The sequence below is a fragment of the Pseudomonas sp. GV071 genome, from assembly GCF_003050835.1.
Taxonomy (GTDB): domain Bacteria; phylum Pseudomonadota; class Gammaproteobacteria; order Pseudomonadales; family Pseudomonadaceae; genus Aquipseudomonas.
In genome coordinates this window covers 441635-461448 of sequence record NZ_QAOJ01000001.1, presented here as the reverse complement: position 1 = coordinate 461448, position 19814 = coordinate 441635, and the positions used below count along the sequence as shown (strand labels likewise).

Here is a 19814-nt window from a genome sequence, read left to right as displayed (position 1 = left end):
GCGCCAGGGCGTTCTTACCTTGTACTGCCCCCGCCAAGGACCTCCCATGGATCTGGTCATCGCCCGGCCCGAAGGCCTGTATTGCCCGCCCGGCGATTTTTACATCGACCCTTGGCGCCCGGTGGAACGCGCGGTGATCACCCATGCCCATGGCGACCATGCGCGCACTGGCAACCAGCGTTATCTCGCGGCCGCTCCTGGCGAAGGCATTCTGCGTTCCCGCCTGGGCCAGGACATCAACCTGCAAACCCTGGCCTATGGCGAACGCCTCGACCACCACGGCGTGACCTTGAGTTTTCACCCGGCCGGCCATGTGCTCGGCTCGGCCCAGGTACGCCTGGAACACCGCGGCGAAGTGTGGGTGGCGTCCGGCGACTATAAGGTCGAACCCGATGGAACCTGCTCGCCTTTCGAGCCGGTGCGCTGCCACTGCTTCATCACTGAATCGACCTTCGGCCTGCCGATCTACCGCTGGCAACCGCAGGCGCAGGTGTTTGCTGGCATCGATGCCTGGTGGCGGGCCAACGCGGCTGCCGGCCTGGCCAGCGTGCTGTTTGCCTACGCCTTCGGTAAAGCCCAACGCATTCTGCATGGCATCGACGCCAGCATCGGGCCGATTCTCGTGCATGGCGCCGTCGAACCGTTGAACCAGGTCTATCGCGAGGCCGGTGTGCGCATTCCACCGACCTTGTATGCCGGCGACTTCAACAAGGCCGACCCGTTGCTGCGCCAGGCACTGATCCTCGCCCCGCCCTCGGCTGGTGGCAGCACCTGGATGCGCCGTTTCGGCGAGTTCAGCGACGCCTTTGCCAGCGGCTGGATGCTGCTGCGTGGCACCCGTCGGCGCCGCGGTGTGGACCGCGGTTTTGTGCTCTCCGATCACGCCGACTGGCCCGGCCTGCTGTGGGCCATCGAGCAGACCGGCGCAGAACGGGTGATGGTCACCCATGGCCAGGTCAACGTGCTGGTCCGCCACCTGCGCGAGCGGGGTCTGGATGCCCGCGGCTTTGCCACCGAATACGGCGATGAAGACGAGCTGCCTGCGGAGCCGACGCCATGAAAGCCTTCGCCGACCTCTACGCGCGCCTCGACGCCACCACCTCAAGCAATGCCAAGTTGCAGGCGCTGCAGGACTACTTCGCCCAGGCCCCCGCTGCCGATGCTGCCTGGGCGGTGTACTTTCTCGCCGGTGGCCGACCGCGTCAGGTGGTGCCGACCAAAGTGCTGCGCGAGCTGGCCACGCAATTGGCCGGAATCGCCGACTGGCTGTTCGAGGAAAGCTACCAGGCAGTGGGCGACCTGGCGGAAACCATCAGCCTGCTGCTGCCCGAAAGCGCGCACGCCTCCGACGCCGGCCTGGCCTGGTGGCTGGAAGAAAACCTGCTGCCGCTGCGCGGCCTGCCGCCCGCCGAATTGGCTGAACGCCTGCCGCCGCTCTGGGCGCAGTTGGACCGGCAAAGCCTGCTGGTCAGCCTGAAATTACTCACCGGTGCCTTTCGCGTCGGCGTGTCGAAATTGCTCGTCACCCGTGCCCTCGCCAGCCTCGCCGGGCTCGACGCCAAACGTGTGGCGCAGCGCCTGGTGGGCTATACCGACCTCTCGCACCGGCCCAGCGCGCAAGGCTATCTCGCCCTGATCGCCGCAGAATCGGCCGACGAACATGCGCAGCGCGGTGGCCAGCCCTACCCGTTTTTTCTCGCCCATCCGCTGCAGCTGCCGGTCGAGCAATTCGACGCCGCGCTCGGCCCTGCCGAGGATTGGCTGGTGGAATGGAAGTGGGACGGCATCCGCGCGCAACTGGTGAAACGCGACGGGCAACTGTGGCTATGGTCGCGCGGCGAAGAGCTGATTACCGACCGTTTCCCCGAGCTGCACGAACTGGGCGAGGCGCTGCCCGATGGCTGCGTTCTGGACGGTGAGCTGGTGGTGTGGAAGCAGCCTGCGCCCGATAGCACCAGCGTGTTCGGCATCCAGCCTTTCGCCTTGCTGCAACAACGCATCGGACGCAAAACCTTGAGCAAAAAGCTGCTTGAGGACGTGCCGGCGGCGCTGCTGGCATACGACCTGTTGGAGTGGCGCGGCGAAGACTGGCGCAACCGCCCGCAACAGCAACGTCGGGCGCGTTTGGAATTGCTGGTAGCCGAACTTGGCCATGAGCGTTTGCACCTGTCGCCGCAGCTCAGCGGTGACGACTGGCACGACCTCGCCCGCCAGCGCGAAGCCTCCCGCGAGCTCGGGGTCGAAGGCATGATGCTCAAGCGCCGCGACGCGCTGTACGGCGTTGGCCGCACCAAAGACATGGGCGTTTGGTTGAAGTGGAAAGTCGACCCCTTCAGCATCGACGCCGTGCTGATCTACGCCCAACGCGGCCATGGCCGCCGTGCCAGCCTGTACAGCGACTACACCTTCGCCGTATGGGACGACGCCGCGCCGGGCGAGCGGGTGCTGGTGCCGTTCGCCAAGGCGTATTCCGGGCTGACCGACGAAGAAATGCGCAAGGTCGATGCAATCATTCGCAAGACCACCGTGGAGAAATTCGGCCCGGTGCGCAGCGTCACCCCCAGCCTGGTGTTCGAGCTGGGCTTTGAAGGCATCGCCCAGTCCAAACGGCACAAAAGCGGCATCGCCGTGCGCTTTCCACGGATGCTCCGTTGGCGCACCGACAAGGGAGTGGAAGAGGCCGACACCCTGGCCACCCTGCAGAGCTTGCTGTGATGGACCAACCATTGGCCCCGGCCCGCTCCGTCAGCCTGTCGCGCACCTGGTTCGCACAGCAAGGCTGGAAACCCTTCGCCTTTCAGCAGCAGGTTTGGCAGGCGGTAAAGGCCGGCGAATCCGGCTTGCTGCATGCCACCACCGGGGCCGGTAAAACCTATGCGGTGTGGTTTGCAGCGCTCAACCGGTTTGCCCGCCGTCAGCCAGCGCCGACCAGCGAACAGCCGCGGCGTCGGCAACCACCGATGGCGCCGCTGACCGTGCTGTGGCTGACGCCTATGCGCGCCCTGGCCGCCGACACCGCGCGCGCCTTGCAAACGCCACTGGATGATTTGCAGATTGCCTGGAGTGTCGGCCTGCGCACCGGCGACACCAGCAGCGCTGAACGTGCCCGACAAGGCCGCAAGCTGCCCAGCGCCCTGATCACCACCCCGGAAAGCCTGACCCTGCTGCTGACCCGCGCTGACGCCCGCAACGCCTTTGCCAACCTGCGCATGGTGGTCGTGGATGAGTGGCACGAACTGCTCGGCAATAAACGCGGCGTACAACTGCAATTGGCCCTGGCCCGTCTGCGCCAGTGGAACCCGGCACTGATGGTCTGGGCGCTGTCCGCCACCCTTGGCAACCAACCCCATGCCATGCAAGTGCTGATGCCCAGCGGCCGTCTGGTGCAAGGCAAGGTGGCTAAAGACCTGCGCGTCGACACCCTGCTGCCGCCGGGCATCGAACGTTTCCCCTGGGCCGGCCACCTGGGCCTGCGCATTCTCGCGCAGGTGGTCGAAGAACTGGCGCACAGCGCCACCACCCTGGTGTTCACCAACACCCGTTCGCAGGCGGAAATCTGGTACCAGGCCCTGCTTGAAGCACGTCCCGACTGGGCCGGGCTGCTGGCGCTGCACCACGGTTCACTGTCGCGGGAGGTGCGCGACTGGGTGGAGCTGGCATTGAAACAAGGCAGCCTGAAGGCCGTGGTGTGCACCTCCAGCCTGGACCTGGGCGTGGACTTTCTGCCGGTCGAGCGGGTGCTGCAGATCGGTTCGCCCAAAGGCGTGGCGCGCCTGATGCAACGCGCCGGGCGTTCCGGCCATGCTCCCGGGCGGCCATCGCGCGTGACCCTGGTGCCCACCCATAGCCTGGAGTTGCTGGAATCGGCCGCCGCACAAACCGCCGTGGCCGAACGCAAGGTGGAAGCACGCTACTCCCCGGAAAAACCGCTTGATGTGCTGGTCCAGCACTTGGTCAGCATGGCCCTGGGCGGCGGCTTCGAAGCGCCCGCCATGCTCGCCGAAGTGCGCAGCGCCTGGGCCTACCGCCACCTCAGCGACGAGGAATGGCAGTGGGCCCTGGCGTTTATCCGCCACGGCGGCCATTCGCTGACCGCCTACCCCGACTACCGCCGCGCCGAGCCGGACGCCGACGGCCGCTGGCAGGTGCCCGATGCGCGCCTGGCGCGGCGCCATCGGATGAGCATCGGCACCATCGTCAGCGACGCCAGCCTGGCGGTGAAGTACTGGAGCAAAGGCGGCAGCGGCGGCTCGCTGGGCAGCGTGGAAGAAGGCTTTATCGCGCGCCTGCGCCCCGGCGACGGTTTTCTGTTTGCCGGGCGTTTACTGGAGTTGGTGCGGGTGGAAAACATGACCGCCTACGTGCGCCGCGCCACTGGCAAAAAGGCCGCCGTGCCCCGTTGGAATGGCGGGCGCATGCCACTGTCCAGCGAGCTGGCCGACGCGGTGGTCAGCAAACTCGGCGCCGCCGCGCGAGGCGATTACGCCAGCCCGGAAATGCACCTGCTGCAGCCATTGCTCGAAGTACAAAACGCCTGGTCGGCACTGCCCAGCGAAACCACCCTGCTCGCCGAAGTGCTGAAATCCCGCGAAGGCTGGCACCTGTTCCTCTACCCCTTCGCCGGCCGTTCGGTGCACCTGGGGCTGGCCAGCCTGCTGGCCTGGCGCCTGGGCCAAGGGCAGCCGCTGAGCTTCTCGATTGCGGTGAATGACTACGGTCTGGAGCTGCTCAGCGCCAGCCCTGTCGACTTCAGCCAGGTGGTCAACGCCGAGCTGTTCAGCAGCGAAAACCTGCTGCACGACGTGCTCGCCAGCCTGAATGCCGGCGAGTTGGCGCGCCGGCGTTTTCGCGAAATCGCTCGCATCGCCGGCCTGGTGTTTTCCGGCTACCCGGGCGCGCCAAAAAGTGCGCGGCAACTGCAGGCGTCCAGTGCGCTGTTCTTCGACGTATTCCAGCAATACGACCCCGACAACCTGCTGCTCACCCAGGCCCAACAGGAAGTGCTGCGCCAGGAGCTTGAGGTCGAGCGCCTGCAACATTGCCTGCAACGTATCCAGCAACGTCGGCTGGACATCCACCTGATCAAACGCGCCACGCCCCTGGCCTTTCCGCTGTTGGTGGAACGCTTTCGCGAAAGCCTCAGCTCGGAAAAACTGGCCGACCGAATCAAACGCATGGTGCAAGACCTGGAACAAGCCGCCGGCCCTGGCGGTTACCGCCACGACAGCGCCGGTCACTTCGCCATCGACAACGACCGCCCCGCGCCGCGTAAAGGTCGCGCGCCACGGCAAGGCAAAGACGGTCGCCCACGGCCGGCCAAACAACGCCCCGGCGGCGACGGCTGAGGACGTATGGCCCACCCCACCCATATCCCCGTGCAAGTGGCCGGCGAAGAACTCTGGTTGCTGGCCGACAAAGCCATCTGGTGGCCAGCGCAGCAGGCGCTACTTATCGCCGACATCCACATCGGCAAAGCCGCCACCTACCGCCAACTCGGCCAACCCGTGCCCCACGGCACCACCGCCAGCAACCTGCAACGCCTCGACCAGCTGCTACAGCGCTTCCCGTGCCAACGCCTGATCTTCCTCGGCGACTTCCTGCATGCCGCCGCCGCAAAAACACCCGCGACCCTTGAAGCCCTCGACACCTGGCGCCGCACCCACCCCGCGCTGCCCATCACCCTGATCCGCGGCAACCACGACCGCCGCGCTGGCGACCCTCCCGAAACACTGAACATCGAGGTGCTCAGCGAACCCCTGCTGCTCGGCCCCTACGCCCTGCAACACGAACCCCACCCACACCCCAGCCACCACGTACTCGCCGGCCACCTCCACCCCGCCTACCGCCTGTACGGCCGCGGCCGACAAAGCCTGCGCCTACCGTGTTTTGTCCTCGGCCACCAGCGCAGCCTACTGCCCTCCTTCGGCAGTTTTACCGGGGCGATGACGGTGCAGGTAGAACCTGGGGAGCGGGTTTATGTGGTCGGTGATGGGGGGATTTGGGCGGTGTAGGAGCCTGCGGGGAACATGGACTTTCCATCTCATGCGAGAAGGCGAACAACGCTTTACCGGAAACAGCCTTCAAGGCAATAACGGAGGGCTGTGGGATAAAGGTCGCGGATGCCACCAAGGCAAGCTGGAGGAATAACCATGTCCGCACTGATCAAACAGGCCAGTGAGCACTGGCGCTACGTCGCCCCGCTGCTCACCAAGCCCACCAATGAAGCCGAATACGATGTGCTGGTGGCTGCGCTCGACGAATTGCTGGCCATGGTTGGCGATGACGAAGACCGCCCCTTGGCCAGCCTGGCAAGCAGTATCGGCAGCCTGCTTGAGGCCTACGACGAATCTGTTCGACCAATGCCAAAGGTCAGCGGTGCAGAAGCGCTGCGCTATCTGATGCAAGAGCACCAATTGGCCCAGAGCGACCTGCCAGAAATCGGTACCCAGTCCGTGGTTTCGGAAATACTCGGCGGTAGACGTCAATTGAACGTTCGCCATATCCGCGCGCTTTCCAAGCGGTTCAATGTGCCGGTGGACGTCTTCTTTTAGTCGACTCCAGTAGTCACCAAGCCAGCTCTGCGCCTTGGTTTGAAACAGCTTGCGATGGTTTCAAACCCTTCGGCTAACGGCGTTGGTTGGGAGACTCGGCTAAGGTAAGTCGCGCAGTACGGAGTCGGCCGGGTGACCGTGTCGGCAGCCACTGGAAGACTTTGCCAGAAAGAGAATTCGCATGACCGCGCCAGCCTATGACCTCGTCGTTTTCGGTGCCAGCAGCTTTGTTGGCCAGATCCTTACCCGCTACCTGGCCGAGTACCTGCCCGGCGAAGCGCCGGCGTTGCGCTGGGCTATTGCCGGCCGTTCGGCCAGCAAGCTTGATGAGCTCAAACGCGCCCTCGGCCCGCAGGGCGAGAACCTGCCGACGATCATTGCCGACGCTGCCAACGAAGCGCAGTTGCAGGCGCTGTGCGGACAAACCCGGGTGGTGGTGTCCACCGTCGGCCCCTATGCGCTGTATGGCGAGCCGTTGGTAAAAGTCTGCGCCGAGACCGGCACCGACTATTGCGACCTCACCGGCGAGGTGCAGTGGATCAAACGCATGCAGGACAAGTACGAAACCGCCGCCAAGCAATCCGGCGCGCGCATTGTGCATTGCTGCGGGTTCGACTCGGTGCCCTCCGACATGGGCGTGTATTTCCTTCAGCAACAGGCGCAGCAGCAATGGGGCGCGCCCGCCACGCAAGTGAAAATGCGGGTGAAAACCCTCAAAGGCGGCGCGTCGGGCGGCACCATCGCCAGCATCATCAACGTCGCCCAGGAAGCCGCCGCGGACCCGGCGCTGCGCAAAGAGCTGATGAACCCCTACTCCATCTGCCCGCCCGGCCACGGCTTCACCGCTCGCCAACATGCGGTGCGTGGCGTCGAGTACGACAGTGACTTCGGCGTGTGGACCGGGCCGTTTCTGATGGCGGCCATCAACGAGCGCGTGGTGCACCGCTCCAACGCGCTGTCAGGCAATGCCTATGGCAATACGTTCACCTACAACGAAGCGACCCTCACCGGGCCCGGTTTCAAAGGCCGCCTGATGGCGTTCGCCTTCGTGTTCGGCCTGGGCTTTTTCATGCTCGGCGTGATGATCGCGCCGATCCGCAAACTGCTCGAACGTTTTCTGCTGCCCAAACCGGGCGAAGGGCCGAGCCCCGAAGCGCAGCGCGCCGGGCGTTATGACCTGCGCTTTTTAGGGCGCTCGGCGACAGGCCAGGTGCTGAATGTGAAAGTCACCGGCGACCGCGACCCGGGTTACGGCTCAACCAGCAAAATGCTCGGGCAGGCGGCGATCAGCCTGGCGCTGGATCATCCGCAGGAAGGTGGCAAAGGCGGCGGTTTCTGGACCCCGGCGACCTTGTTTGATCAGCGTTATATCGAACGCCTGACGCGGCATGCGGGGTTGGGGTTTGAGGTGGTGTGAGTGCCGTTGGTGAGGAGCTCAATACAGTGAAATCTATAAACTCCCTGTGCCAGGAGGTCCAGCATGTCGTCACGTATTCCTGAAGAGAATGAAACGCCTACAGCGTTGCTGTTTGAACGCAATGGAGGGCCTGACCCATCGGGGCAGGAACCTTCACACGAAAACCAAGACCGCAAGCTCTGGCAGGTCGCCGAGCTCCAGAAAGCCATGGTCGAAGCTGACCGAGGTGACTTTGCTACCGAGGAAGAAGTGGCTGCAGCTGTCCAGACCTGGACGAATAAAGGGAGGTAAACGGTTTAACTTGGACATCTTACCCATGTCATCCCAGCGCAGGCTGGGACCCAGAATGCTGAACTGAACAAATAAATTCGACCGAGCAGGAATTCTGGCTCCCAGCCTGCGCTGGGACGACGGGTGTTTGAGCTAATGATGCCGTTCCACCTTACGGCCGGGTCAGCCTCGATTCCTGGAAACCCAGCGGCCTGCACCATCGCTCAACCCGCACCTCACTCTTTCGCCACCCCCGGCTCCAACATCCACTCCGCGCTGTCATTCCACACATCCATATGGGTGATCTTGCCGTCGCGTACTTCGAAGCGGTCCAGGTAGCGGTTGCCGGAGAAGCTGCGGCCGTCCGGCCATTCGCCGTACAGGGTGCCGTTGGAATACACCACGGTGTGGTCGCCGCGGTCCATCCAGTCGAAGTTGCCCAGGGCTTTTTTCACCCAGGCGTAGCGGGCGCCGTTGAAGGCGGTGATCGCTTGCGGGTTGGGCATGGCGCGGCCACCGGTGAAGGTGATTTTTACTGTGTCACTCATAAAAGTCGCGGCGCGAACTGGATCCGGCGCCATCGAAGCCTCAAGGAAATTGCTAACAATCTGTACCGCTTCATTGATTTCTGACATGGCTAAAACTCCTGACTCAAGAAAACCGAGAACGCCTCTGCATGGTGCAAGCCGCCTCACTTTTGCGCAAAAACAGCGAGAACATTTGGTACACAGCCCGGTTTAAAGGCCCTCCGTGACTGGCATCCTACTTGCTAGCAATAAATATGCAAATGCTAGCAATCAGGAGAATAACGATGGCCGCTCGATTTCCCACGCTGCAACGCTTGCTACTGCCCCTGGCGGCAGCAGTCTCTTTTAGCCTCACCGCCCACGCTGCCGAGCCACCGATCAAAGTCGGCCTGGTCGCTGCCCTTTCCGGTCAGTCGGCCAAGTCCGGTGAAGCCCTGACCCGCGGTCTGACCATGGCGATCAACGAGGTCAACGCCAACGGTGGCGTACTCGGCCGGCAGCTGGAGTTGGTACGCCGCGACGATGAAAGCAATCCATCCAAAGGCATGCTCGCCGCCCGCGAACTGGTGCAGCGCGAGAAAGTCACGGTGCTGTTTGGCGGCCTCGACACGCCGGTGTCGCTGGCCATCGTGCCGCTGGCCAACCAGATGAAAGTGCCGTTCATGGGCATCTGGGCCGCCGGCACCAAAATCACCGAGAACGGTGCGGCCGATAACTATGTGTTCCGCGTTTCCGCCGTCGATGAGCTGGTGGACGAAGCGCTGGTGAAATACGGCGTCGACAAGGGCATGAAGAAGCCCGGGATGATCCTGATCAACAACCCCTGGGGTGAGTCCAACGAGGCCGGCTTCAAGCGTGCCCTGGAAAAACGTGGCATGGCCAACGCCGGGGTCGAGCGCATTCAAGACAGCGACCTCGACGTGGTGCCACAACTCACCCGCCTGAAAAACGCCGGCGCCGATACTCTGCTGATGGTCGGCAACGTCGGCCCCTCGGCGCAGGTGGTGAAATCCCTGGATCGCATGGGCTGGGATGTGCCGGTGGTGTCGCACTGGGGCCCGGCGGGTGGTCGTTTTGGTGAACTGGCCGGGCCAAATGCCTCGCGCGTGCACTTTATCCAGACCTACGTGTTCACCGAGCACAACAGCGCCAAGGGCGATGCCCTACTGGCCGCGTTGAAAGCCGCTTATCCGCAGATCAAAACCCTGGCGGACGTGACCCCGGCCGTCGGCATCGCCAACGCCTATGACGCCCTGCACCTCGCCGCCCTGGCCATCGAAAAAGCCGGAAGCACCGACGGCAAAGCGGTACGCGACGGCTTCTACGCCATTGGCGATTACGACGGCCTGATCAAGCATTACCAGCAGCCGTTCACCGCCAGCAAGCATGACGCCCTGGGCCCAGAGGATTATCTGTTCACCCACTTCGTCAACGACCAGATCGTTCCGCTCGCGGCCAAGGAGTAAACCATGTTCACCGCCGCCATTATTTCCGGCCTTGGCCTGGGCAGCATGTACGCGTTACTGGCGTTGGGGTTTCACCTCACCTACGTGGTTTCGCGCACCGTCAACTTTGCCCAAGGCAGCGCAATGATGGTCGGCGCGGTGCTGGGTTACACCTTCTGCATCACCTGGAACTGGCCGCTGTGGCTGGCCCTGCCGGCGACGCTGAGTCTCTGCGCTCTGTACGGCCTGGTGATCGAACGTTGCCTGGTGCGGCCGTTCCACAGCCGCGGCTCGCAAGCCTGGCTGATGGCGACGGTGGCGGCCGGCATTCTGGTGGACAACCTCGCGCTGTTTACCTTCGGCAAGGAACCCCGGCAGTTCGACAGCAGCCTGGTGCACCTCAACGTCGAGCTGTTTGGCAGCAACGTCGGCGCCCAGCAGTTGCTAATTCCCCTGGCCGGCGCGGCGATTGCCCTGGTGCTGTTTCTGGTACGCCGCTACACCCGCCTGGGCAAAGTGCTGGAAGCCTGCGTGCAGAACCCCAAAGCGGCGATGCTGATGGGCATCAACGTCAACCGAGTGGTGGCGATTGCCTTTGCGCTATCGACGGTGTTTGCCGCGGTGGCCGGTTTGCTGATCGCACCGCTGTTCAGCGTCAGCGCCGAGATGGGCATGTTGTTCGGTTTGAAGGCCTTTGCCGTGGCCATTCTCGGTGGCATCACCAGCGCTGGCGGGGTGTTTGCCGCCGGCTTGTTGTTCGGTCTGACCGAAGCCTTTGTCACCCTCTATTTCGGCTCGGCCTTTACCCAGATATTTACCTTCGCGCTGGTCATTCTGGCGCTGGCCACGCGCCCTAACGGTCTGTTCGGCAGCCAGGCACTGGTGAAAGTATGAGTACAGTCAGAACCCTCGCTGCACCGGTGTTTATCGCCCTGCTCGCGGCCACCTGCGTAGCCCTGGCCTTTACCCTGGACAGCTATTCCCTGCTGGTTTTCACCCTCTGCGCGCTGGCGGCGGTCGTCGGTGTCGGCCTGAATATTCTGATTGGCCTGAGTGGGCAGATTTCCTTCGGCCATATCGCGTTCTACGCCATCGGCGCCTACGTGTCGGCGCTGCTCACTCTAGCCGGCTGGCCACTGTGGCTGGCCTTGCCCATCGCGGGTTTGGCCAGCGGTTTGATCGGCGCACTGCTGGCGATTCCGGCGCTGCGGGTCAGCGGCCCGTACCTGGCGATGATTACCATCGCGTTTGCCTTTGTGGTGCACCACAGCCTGATCGAATGGCGCGACGTCACCGGCGGCTCCAACGGTTTGATGGGCATTCCGATGCCGGAATTTGCCGGCCTCGATCCGTCGATGCTGCTGGCTTTGCTGGCCGCCGCCCTGATGATCGGCGCCCTGCTGTTCTATCAGCGCCTGAGCCGCAGCAGCTGGGGCATGGCCATGCGCGCGGTAAAAGCCTCGGAAATCGCCGCGCGCTCCCTGGGCTTCAACCCGGTAATCAGCAAAACCCTGGCCTTTGCCTTGTCGGCTGGCTTGACCGGCCTGGCCGGCGGCCTGTTGGCGCCGCTGCTGATGTTTATCAACCCGGAGTCCTTCCCGTTTTCGCAGTCGATTCTGTTTGTTCTGGCGGTGATCGTCGGCGGCAGCGGCATGCTGTTCGGGCCATTGATCGGCGCCTTGCTGATCGTGTTGGTGCCGGAGCTGCTGTCGGACTTCGCCGAATACCGTTTGCTGATCTTTTCCGCGCTGTTGCTGGTGGTGCTGTGGATCGCCCCCAACGGCCTGCTCGGCGCCATTGCCGCGCGCTGGCTGAAACCCACGCGCTTGCTGCCGCCCGCCCTGGCTGATGAATCCCGGATTGCCGCGCATTTACGCAGCCGTGGCGAGCCTTGTGGCTTGCGGGTAACCGACATCGGCATCCGCTTCGGCGGCGTGCAAGCGGCGCAGAAAGTGAACCTGCATGCGGCGGCCGGCAGCATCACCAGCATCATCGGCCCCAACGGCGCGGGTAAAACCACTGTGCTGAACATGATCAGCGGCTTCTATGCGCCCGACAGCGGGCAGATCGAACTGCAGCAACCGCTGGCCGGCCTGCCTGCCTGGAAAAGCGCCCGTGCCGGCATCGCTCGCACCTATCAAACCACCCTGCTGTTCGGCGAAATGACGGTGCTCGACAACCTGCTGGTGGCCATGCAGAAAGGCCGCCTGGGGCTGCCGTTCAGCCTTTCCAGCACGGAACAACGCCACCTCGCGCTGGACCTTCTGGCCCTGGTCGGCTACCGCGGCGAAGTGAATATCACCGCCGATGAGCTGCCCCACGTCGACCGCCGCCTGGTGGAAATCGCCCGGGCCCTGGCCACTGCGCCTGCGGTGATATTGCTCGACGAACCGGCCGCCGGCCTCAGCCGCCAGGACACCGATACGCTGGCCGTGCTGCTGCGCAAACTGGCCGCCTTTGGCCTGACGGTGATTCTGGTCGAGCACGACATGAGCCTGGTGATGTCGGTGTCCGAACACCTGCTGGTACTGGATGCCGGCAAGCCCATCGCCAGCGGCCCACCGGCTGAAATCCGCCAGAACCCTCAAGTGATCGCTGCCTATCTGGGCGGTACCGAGTACCAGGCCACGCCGCGCGAACAACGTTGGGACGGCAGCCGCGATGCGCGTCTGTACGTCAAAGACCTGGTGATCGATTACGGCGCCTCGCCGGTGGTCAACCAGGTCAATATCGTGGTCAACCCCGGCGAGCTGGTAGCGATTCTTGGCGCCAATGGCGCGGGCAAATCCAGCATCCTGCAATGCCTGGCCGGCTTGCACCGCGCCAGCGGCGGCAGCATTTTGCTCGACGATGAAAATATCGAGCTGGCCAGCGCCAGCACCATCGCCGCCCGCGGTCTTGCCCTGGTGCCGGAAGGCCGGCAGGTGTTCCCGTATTTGAGCGTGCGAGACAACCTGCTGCTCGGCGCTTATTCGCGCCGCGATGCAGTGGATAGCGACGCCGAGATCGAGGCGATCCTTACCCGCTTCCCGCGCCTGCGTGACCGCATCGACAACCCGGCCGGGCTGCTGTCCGGTGGCGAACAGCAGATGGTCGCGGTGGGCCGCGGCTTGATGGCCAAACCGAAGATTTTGCTGCTCGATGAACCCTCGCTCGGCCTGTCGCCCGCCATGATCGGTGAGCTGTACGACGCCCTCGCCGCCCTGCGCGATGAGGGCGTGACCATCCTCTTGGTCGACCAGATGGCCAACCTGGCGCTGCAAGTGGCCGACCGCGCCTACGTGCTGGAAACCGGGCGCATCGTCAAAGCCGCCAGCGCCGCCGAACTGCGCGATGACCAGGAACTGGCGGCGGCCTACCTGGGCGAAGCGGTCAGCGCATGAGCACTCTGAAAATCATCAATGCGCGCCTCGGTGATGGCAGCGGCAACCACGAGCTGTATGTCGAGAATGGCTACTTCGTCGCCGCCTTCAGCCCGACCACAAGTGCCTGGCAAACCCTCGACCTGCAGGGCCAACTGCTGCTGCCCGGACTGATCGAAACCCATATCCACCTGGACAAGGCCTGCATCCTGCAACGCTGCCACTTGCACGAAGGCACGCTGAGCGAAGCCATCGCCCAGACCCGCGCGGCAAAGGCCACCTTCACCGAGGAAGACGTGTACCAGCGCGGCGCCCAGGTGCTGGAAAAGGCCATCGTGCAAGGCACCACGTACATGCGCACCCATGTCGAGCTAGACCCGCAAATCGGCCTGATCGGCTTCGATGCCGTGCGCCGTTTGCAGGCCGATTACGCCTGGGCGATCACCTTGGAAATCTGCGTGTTTCCCCAGGAAGGCCTGCTGGACAATCCCGGCACCGAAGCCCTGCTGTGCCACGCCCTGGAAAACGGCGCGACCGTGCTCGGTGGCTGCCCGTACATGGACAGCGACCCCCACGGCCACATTCAGCGCCTGTTCGAACTGGCCGTGCGCTACGACTGCGACCTCGACTTACACCTGGACTTTGACCTCAACCCCGAGGGCATGACGGTTCACGAGGTGGCGCGTTGCACCGAGCAACACGGCTGGGGCGGTCGCGTGACCATTGGCCATGTCACCAAACTGTCGGCCCTGCCGGAAGCCCAGCTGATGGCGCTGGGTCGGCACCTGGCCAAGGTTGGCGTGCAGGTCACCTGCCTGCCCAGCACCGACCTGTTTCTCACCGCCCGTGATCGCTTCCACAACAAACCCCGCGGCCTAGCCCCCCTGGCGCCACTGCATGCGTGCGGGGTGACCTGCTCGCTGTCCACCAACAACATCGGCAACCCGTTTACCCCCTATGGCGATGCGTCGCTGGTGCGCCAGGCCAACCTATTCGCCAACGTCAGCCAGCTGGCCACCGTCGCCGAGTTGAGCCAATGCCTGGCGTGGGTTTCCAGTGAGTCGGCGCGGATGTTGCGGTTGAAAGATTACGGTCTGCTGCCAGGCTGTCGCGCCGATTTCATCGTCTTCGACGCGCACTCACCGGCTGCGGTGATCGCTGAAATCAGCGCACCGTTGATGGGTTTCAAAGGGGGCAGACAGACGTTCAGCCGACCGGCCGGCCAGTTGCTGAGACCACAAACGGTCAGTCGCTTAACGCCTGCTTGAGGTTGAACTCTTCGCCAGCGCCGCCCTGCTCCAGCGCCAACTGGTCTTCCAGCTCATCCAGGTGCTCGAGCATCACCGCCACAGCTTGTTCGTTATCGCCGTTTTCCAGGGCCGTGATGATCTGCTGGTGTTCATCGGAGGCGCAGGACGGCACGTCATTGCGCTGATACAGCGCCACGATCAACGAGCTGCGCACCATCAGGTTGGCGAGGATATCGCTGAGCACACTGTTGCCGCTGATCTCGCCGAGCAGCAGGTGAAACTCGCTGAGCTCGCGGACAATGGCGCGGCGGTCGGTGTCGTTGGTGGCCTTGCGTTCGCTGTTCATGTGGCTGGCGATGCGCTGGCGGTGTTTGCGCATGATCGCCGGCGTGATCGCCTCGACAATCGCCCGCTCCACGGCGCGCCGGGCGCTGAAAATATCCCGCGCTTCCTTGGCCGTCGGCTGCGCCACCATGGCGCCGCGGTTAGCTTCGATGGTCACCACTTTCTGCATGGCCAGACGCTGCAACGCCACCTGCACATGGTTGCGGTTGGCCTGCAGGGTTTCAACGATTTGCGCTTCGATCAATCGCGTGCCGGGCGGCAGGCGATGCTGGGCAATAGCTTTGAACAGCTTGTCGACGATGCGCTCCACCTCAAGCTGTTTAGCGGTGACAGTGCTCAACCCCATGCTTCCTTCTGCTGTGCTGAACGCCTCATGCCAACGCACAAGGCTGCGGCTGGCGGGCGAGCGGCGGCATTATCCGCCAGCGGGCCGAAGCCGGTAAATACTTCAATCGGCCTGGCCAAGCGCGACACCCTCGCCGCGCGGATCATGCAGCGCCGAACGCTGGCCTGCCGCGTCGATGGCAATCACCCCGGCATGCCCCGTCATCGGGCTGCGCGCCGGGATGCTTTCCACTTCATGGCCCAGCTTGGCCAGACCTGCAACCGTCTCCAGTGGCATGTCGCCCTCGAGCTTGAGGTTGTCGGTGCTGTCGAAAAAACTGCGGCCAAGCAAGAAGCGCGGCGTTTCCAGGGCCTTGTCGATGGGCTGGGCGAAGTCGATCAATTGCGTGGCCAAGACCATCTGCGTCTGCGGCTGACCATCGCCACCCTGGGTTCCGAAAAACCAGCGGCGGCCATCATCGGCCAGGTAGCAGGACGGATTGAGCGTATGCGCCGGACGTTTACCGGGAGCCCAGGCATTGACGTGCGCGGGGTCGGCGTTGAAGCCAGCGGCGCGGTTCTGCCACAGCACGCCGGTGTCACCGAGCACACAGCCCGAACCGAAATCATGAAACAGACTCTGGATCAGGCAGGCCGTGCGACCCTCGGCATCGGTCGCCGCCATCCACACCGTATCGGCCGGCCGCCCCGGCTCGTTCCAGGGCGCGGCACGCTGGTCATCGATGGCATCGGCGTAAGCCTGCACCTGGGCATCAGCGAGGCTGGCGGCAAAATCCCACGGCGTGCTCAATGGATCGCACAGCTGCGCATTGCGCCGCAGCAGGCCCTGCTTAATCGCCTCCACCAGGTAGTGGTAGTAAAGCGCGCTGCCATTGCCGGCCGCTGCCAGTGGCTTGTGCTGCAACGCCGCCATCGCCTGCAAGGTGTACAAACCCTGGCTCGGCGGCGCGACGTTATACAGCCGGCCATGGCGATACCGCACCGAAATCGGTGCCACTTCCAACGCACGGGTAGCGGCCAGATCGGCAGTCGTCAGGCCGCACCCCAGCCTCTCAAACGCCGCTCCGAAGGCCTGGGCCAGTTCACCCTGATAAAAATCCTCGACACCGTTTTTAGCCAACTGGCGCAGGGTGTTGGCCAGCTCCGGCTGACGCAGTGTGTCGCCCTCGTGCAGCCAGCGCCCCCCGGTCGTGCTCAAGCGCTGCAGATCCGGCAAGCGGGCAATCAGCGGCAGACGCAACGTCTGCCAGAACAGCTGCGACTGCGACACCGGCACACCGGCATCGGCGGTGAACGCGGCGTCCGCCAACAGATCCGCCCAGCCCATTTTCGAGCCCCATTGCTGGCGACTGATGGTCGCCGCCACCTGCCAACTTCTTAACGCACCCGCCGTGCTGGCCACCGAAGCCGGCCCACGCACCGTGATCTCCCCACCCTCCGGCAAACGCTGCCCGGCCTGGCCGATACCCACGATGGTGCGCACCGTGCGGTCATGGATCATCCATAGGGCATCGCCGCCCAGGCCGGTCATATGGGGAAACACCGCCGCCAGCATGGCGCTGGCCGCGAGCATGCCATCGATAGCCGTACCGCCCGCCTCGAGAACCCGCATGCCAGCGGCGCTGGCTTCGGCATGGGGCGTGCAAATCACGGCACGGGAGGAAATGGCGTACATGGCGTAAGGGCTCTCTTGTTGCTAGCTATAGATTTATTGATTGCTAGCAAAGCAAGATACATGCCCTTCGGCTCCGTCGTTAGCGCCATTGAGCGGCCAACAGGGTTTTGCGAAGCGTGATTTAAGGAGGGCGAAAACAGAGATCGATACTCTCAGTGGCGAACCTGCCTAAAAACCGAGGAGTGATCCCATGAGCGGAGTATCTACCTGCGGAAATGGTTCCCACACCCTTTCTGAATTGGCCCAGCGCCTTATCGAAATCCAGCAAACCTTAGAACAAGCGCGGTACCCTCATTCAAGAGATTACCCACCCAGACGATTACGATCGCGCCCTGGCCTTGCTTGACGAACTGACTGAAACCGAAGAGCAGCGCCAACTCACCGAACTGCTGATCGACCAGCTCTGTGCCTCGATCAAACGGTACGAAGAAACGGCGCCGCAGTTTGCTGAATTCAATGCCCGCGTTGCAGCCCTCAGTGAGGGCTACGGCACTCAACCGCCCACATAGGCGCCGCGAATTTCCGCGACCGCATCGATAACGCGCTGCGCCCAGTTTTCGTCATCGGGCCGCACCACTACCACGCGAAAACCGTAGTCATTGCCCTCAATCCGCACGCCTTCGGAGTCGTCGACATGCAGGTCGATGCCGAAGGCCGGGGGGAATTTCGAGGGGGCGTTGGCGAAGCCGTGAACTGTCAGGGCATTGCTATGGCGAACGCTGTTGACGATGCCGTCGACGTGCACGCCGTACAGCAGTAGCCAGCGGCGGATATAGGACGGCGTGCGGCCGGATGAGGTGTAAACCCAGATGCTGCAGCCTTGGCGGCGCAATTCGCGGGTCAGCCGGCGAGTGCCGGTACGCAAGGGTTCACCCAGCCAACGATGGACCATCGCCGGCAGCCGGCTGTGCTCAGCGGCCGCGTGGTGCGGTTGGCAGGCCAGGGTGTCGTCAACATCGAACGAAATACGGATGGGTGGATGCCGGAGCACCGGCCCTGGCGCCAGACGTCGGGCACCTTGGGTCAACTTACCCGCGAAGTGGCGGATTCTGTTGAGCGTTGGATCGCCGCTCATTCGTGGTTTTCCTGATAGAAACTCGAGTGTTTGTCTCGCAGAAAAAACTCCGTTGGATGCGGAGACTGCTCTTCCAGAAAGGCCGCGTATTTTTTCTTGATCTTGGGCAGTTCGTAAAGTGCCTTTACCCCGTGTTTGGCGGAATTGCGAATCACCGACGACGGGTTGAAATAACCTTCGGCATTGGCCAGCGACAGCACGAACGGCGGTTTTCCGGCACGCATCAGCAAGTAGCTGACAATCAGCGAGCCGGTGCGGTTGTTGCCTTCGAGGAACAGCTGCGGCCGGCTGAGAATGCGCACGTAGACGCCAGCCGCGCGCTTCCACACGGATTCGCCTTGGTGCGCACTGTACCAGTGATACAGGTCTTTGATGCCACCTTCGGTGTTGTTGAAAAAATGTTTCTCGGTGGCGACCAGGTGTTCGGCGAACTCGGCCCGCGCCGCTGGGTGGGTGCCGCAGAGCACGGTGGCGTTGATCTCCAGCATCAGGTCCAGCTGCTGCAGATCGAACAGATCCACGTCCCGGGCAACGTAGTCGTCAATCAGCGCATAGCCCTCAAGCACGTTCTGCAGCACTTCGTCGGTGAAGGGGTCACGCGGCTCGGTAAAGTACCTGCTGAGCTCAGTGAAACGCTGCTGCACGTTGCGCAGCGCATCTTCAATCGCAGGCAAATCAAGGCGACGCTTGGCTGGCATTGGTTATCCTGAAAAGGGCGGTTTTAAACGGCAAAAGCCGCATGCAGCGCAGGGCTGCATGCGGCCTCGGACGCACAATTAATCAGCTGAACTTGCCGCTGATGTAGTCGCTGGTCATCTGCTCGCGCGGGTTGTCGAAGATCTGCGCGGTCGAGCCCATCTCCACCAGGTAACCGGTGCGGGTGCCTTGCGAAATATCCACGGAGAAAAACGCCGTGGTGTCCGCCACACGGATAGCCTGCTGCATGTTGTGGGTCACCAGGGCGATGGTGTAGTCCTTCTTCAACTCAACCATCAACTCCTCGACCCGGCGGGTGGCTATCGGGTCGAGCGCCGAGCATGGCTCATCCAGCAGCAGCACTTCCGGTTCGGTGGCGATGGCGCGAGCGATGCACAGACGCTGCTGCTGGCCACCGGACAGCGACAGACCGCTGACCTTCAGCTTGTCCTTGACCTCGTCCCACAGCGCGGCGCCCTGCAACGCGTGTTTTACCCGGTCGCCAATATCGCCCTTGTAGCGATTCAGGCGCAGACCAAACGCGACGTTGTCGAAGATGCTCATCGAGAACGGGTTGGGCTGCTGGAACACCATGCCGATGTAGCGGCGCACCACCACGGGGTCCACGCCTTTGCCATACACGTCCTGACCGAGGAAGTGCACATGGCCCTCGAAACGAAAGCCCTGCACCAGATCGTTCATCCGGTTGAGGCTGCGCAGCACCGTGCTCTTGCCGCAGCCCGAAGGACCGATGAAACCGGTGATCTTGTTTTTTTCGATCGGCACATGGCTGTCACGCACGGCCAGGAAGTTGCCGTAGAAAATCTTGTCCAGCTTGCAGTCCATGACCACCGGA

General features: G+C 63.4%; 18 protein-coding genes. 12 read left to right on the top strand and 6 right to left on the bottom strand.

The genetic code is table 11. From position 1 onward, the window contains the following. Positions 1-46 precede the first annotated feature (46 nt). The 7 genes from C8K61_RS02000 (at position 47) to C8K61_RS01970 (ending at position 8259) form a co-directional block, all read left to right on the top strand. Positions 47-1060: a ligase-associated DNA damage response exonuclease gene (locus C8K61_RS02000; RefSeq protein ID WP_108094495.1), complete on the top strand. Its 1014-nt coding sequence runs from the start codon at positions 47-49 to the stop codon at positions 1058-1060. After that, entirely contained in the window at positions 1057-2715 is a 1659-nt protein-coding gene (locus C8K61_RS01995) for an ATP-dependent DNA ligase (protein ID WP_108094494.1), read from the top strand. Before C8K61_RS02000 ends, C8K61_RS01995 begins: the two co-directional genes overlap by 4 nt. Continuing rightward, positions 2715-5345 carry a ligase-associated DNA damage response DEXH box helicase gene (locus C8K61_RS01990; RefSeq protein WP_108094493.1) on the top strand — a complete coding sequence of 877 codons (2631 nt, stop codon included), beginning with the start codon at positions 2715-2717 and terminating at the stop codon, positions 5343-5345. Before C8K61_RS01995 ends, C8K61_RS01990 begins: the two co-directional genes overlap by 1 nt. Positions 5346-5351: 6 nt before the next feature. After that, a complete protein-coding gene (gene pdeM / locus C8K61_RS01985) occupies positions 5352-6011 on the top strand; it encodes a ligase-associated DNA damage response endonuclease PdeM (RefSeq protein WP_108094492.1) in 660 nt (219 codons plus the stop codon). 138 nt (positions 6012-6149) lie between these two features. Next, complete coding sequence (locus C8K61_RS01980) at positions 6150-6551, top strand: type II toxin-antitoxin system HigA family antitoxin (protein ID WP_108094491.1); 402 nt, start codon at positions 6150-6152, stop codon at positions 6549-6551. 181 nt (positions 6552-6732) lie between these two features. Further along, complete coding sequence (locus C8K61_RS01975) at positions 6733-7968, top strand: trans-acting enoyl reductase family protein (RefSeq protein ID WP_108094490.1); 1236 nt, start codon at positions 6733-6735, stop codon at positions 7966-7968. A gap of 63 nt (positions 7969-8031) precedes the next feature. Continuing rightward, complete coding sequence (locus tag C8K61_RS01970) at positions 8032-8259, top strand: hypothetical protein (protein WP_108094489.1); 228 nt, start codon at positions 8032-8034, stop codon at positions 8257-8259. Positions 8260-8474: 215 nt separating this feature from the next. Here the strand turns inward: C8K61_RS01970 and C8K61_RS01965 are convergent, their stop codons facing one another. Next, on the bottom strand, positions 8475-8873 hold the full coding sequence (locus C8K61_RS01965) for a nuclear transport factor 2 family protein (RefSeq protein ID WP_108094488.1): 399 nt from the start codon (positions 8871-8873) through the stop codon (positions 8475-8477). Between the two features lie 176 nt (positions 8874-9049). On the opposite strand from C8K61_RS01965, the gene C8K61_RS01960 reads away from it, so the two are divergent. Genes C8K61_RS01960 through C8K61_RS01945 form a run of 4 tightly spaced genes read left to right on the top strand, consistent with a single transcriptional unit; the run spans position 9050 to position 14840 of the window. Then, a complete protein-coding gene (locus tag C8K61_RS01960; RefSeq protein ID WP_108094487.1) occupies positions 9050-10231 on the top strand; it encodes an ABC transporter substrate-binding protein in 1182 nt (393 codons plus the stop codon). Positions 10232-10234: 3 nt separating this feature from the next. Continuing rightward, entirely contained in the window at positions 10235-11104 is an 870-nt protein-coding gene (locus tag C8K61_RS01955; RefSeq protein WP_108094486.1) for a branched-chain amino acid ABC transporter permease, read from the top strand. Then, the gene (locus C8K61_RS01950) at positions 11101-13593 is read left to right on the top strand and encodes a branched-chain amino acid ABC transporter ATP-binding protein/permease (RefSeq protein ID WP_108094485.1); all 2493 of its coding nucleotides are present in this window, start codon (positions 11101-11103) and stop codon (positions 13591-13593) included. The genes C8K61_RS01955 and C8K61_RS01950 overlap by 4 nt, the downstream gene beginning before the upstream one ends. Then, positions 13590-14840 carry an amidohydrolase family protein gene (locus C8K61_RS01945; protein WP_108094484.1) on the top strand — a complete coding sequence of 417 codons (1251 nt, stop codon included), beginning with the start codon at positions 13590-13592 and terminating at the stop codon, positions 14838-14840. Before C8K61_RS01950 ends, C8K61_RS01945 begins: the two co-directional genes overlap by 4 nt. Here the strand turns inward: C8K61_RS01945 and C8K61_RS01940 are convergent. Together C8K61_RS01940 and C8K61_RS01935 are read right to left on the bottom strand one after the other, a co-directional pair. Beyond that, on the bottom strand, positions 14818-15513 hold the full coding sequence (locus C8K61_RS01940) for a GntR family transcriptional regulator (protein ID WP_108094483.1): 696 nt from the start codon (positions 15511-15513) through the stop codon (positions 14818-14820). The two genes, C8K61_RS01945 and C8K61_RS01940, sit on opposite strands and share 23 nt — an antisense overlap. A gap of 102 nt (positions 15514-15615) precedes the next feature. Then, positions 15616-17187, bottom strand: coding sequence for a gamma-glutamyltransferase family protein (locus C8K61_RS01935; RefSeq protein WP_108094482.1), 1572 nt, complete (start codon positions 17185-17187; stop codon positions 15616-15618). Positions 17188-17525: 338 nt separating this feature from the next. Between C8K61_RS01935 and C8K61_RS01930 the strand changes: the two genes are divergently transcribed. Next, complete coding sequence (locus C8K61_RS01930; RefSeq protein WP_218277790.1) at positions 17526-17696, top strand: hypothetical protein; 171 nt, start codon at positions 17526-17528, stop codon at positions 17694-17696. On the opposite strand, the gene C8K61_RS01925 is transcribed toward C8K61_RS01930, so the two are convergent. The 3 genes from C8K61_RS01925 to pstB form a co-directional block, all read right to left on the bottom strand. Continuing rightward, positions 17681-18262, bottom strand: coding sequence for a hypothetical protein (locus C8K61_RS01925; RefSeq protein WP_256589342.1), 582 nt, complete (start codon positions 18260-18262; stop codon positions 17681-17683). The two genes, C8K61_RS01930 and C8K61_RS01925, sit on opposite strands and share 16 nt — an antisense overlap. Next, on the bottom strand, positions 18259-18960 hold the full coding sequence (locus tag C8K61_RS01920; RefSeq protein WP_108094480.1) for a hypothetical protein: 702 nt from the start codon (positions 18958-18960) through the stop codon (positions 18259-18261). Before C8K61_RS01920 ends, C8K61_RS01925 begins: the two co-directional genes overlap by 4 nt. 82 nt (positions 18961-19042) lie before the next feature. Then, the gene (pstB, locus tag C8K61_RS01915; protein WP_218277796.1) at positions 19043-19804 is read right to left on the bottom strand and encodes a phosphate ABC transporter ATP-binding protein PstB; all 762 of its coding nucleotides are present in this window, start codon (positions 19802-19804) and stop codon (positions 19043-19045) included. Positions 19805-19814 lie beyond the last annotated feature (10 nt).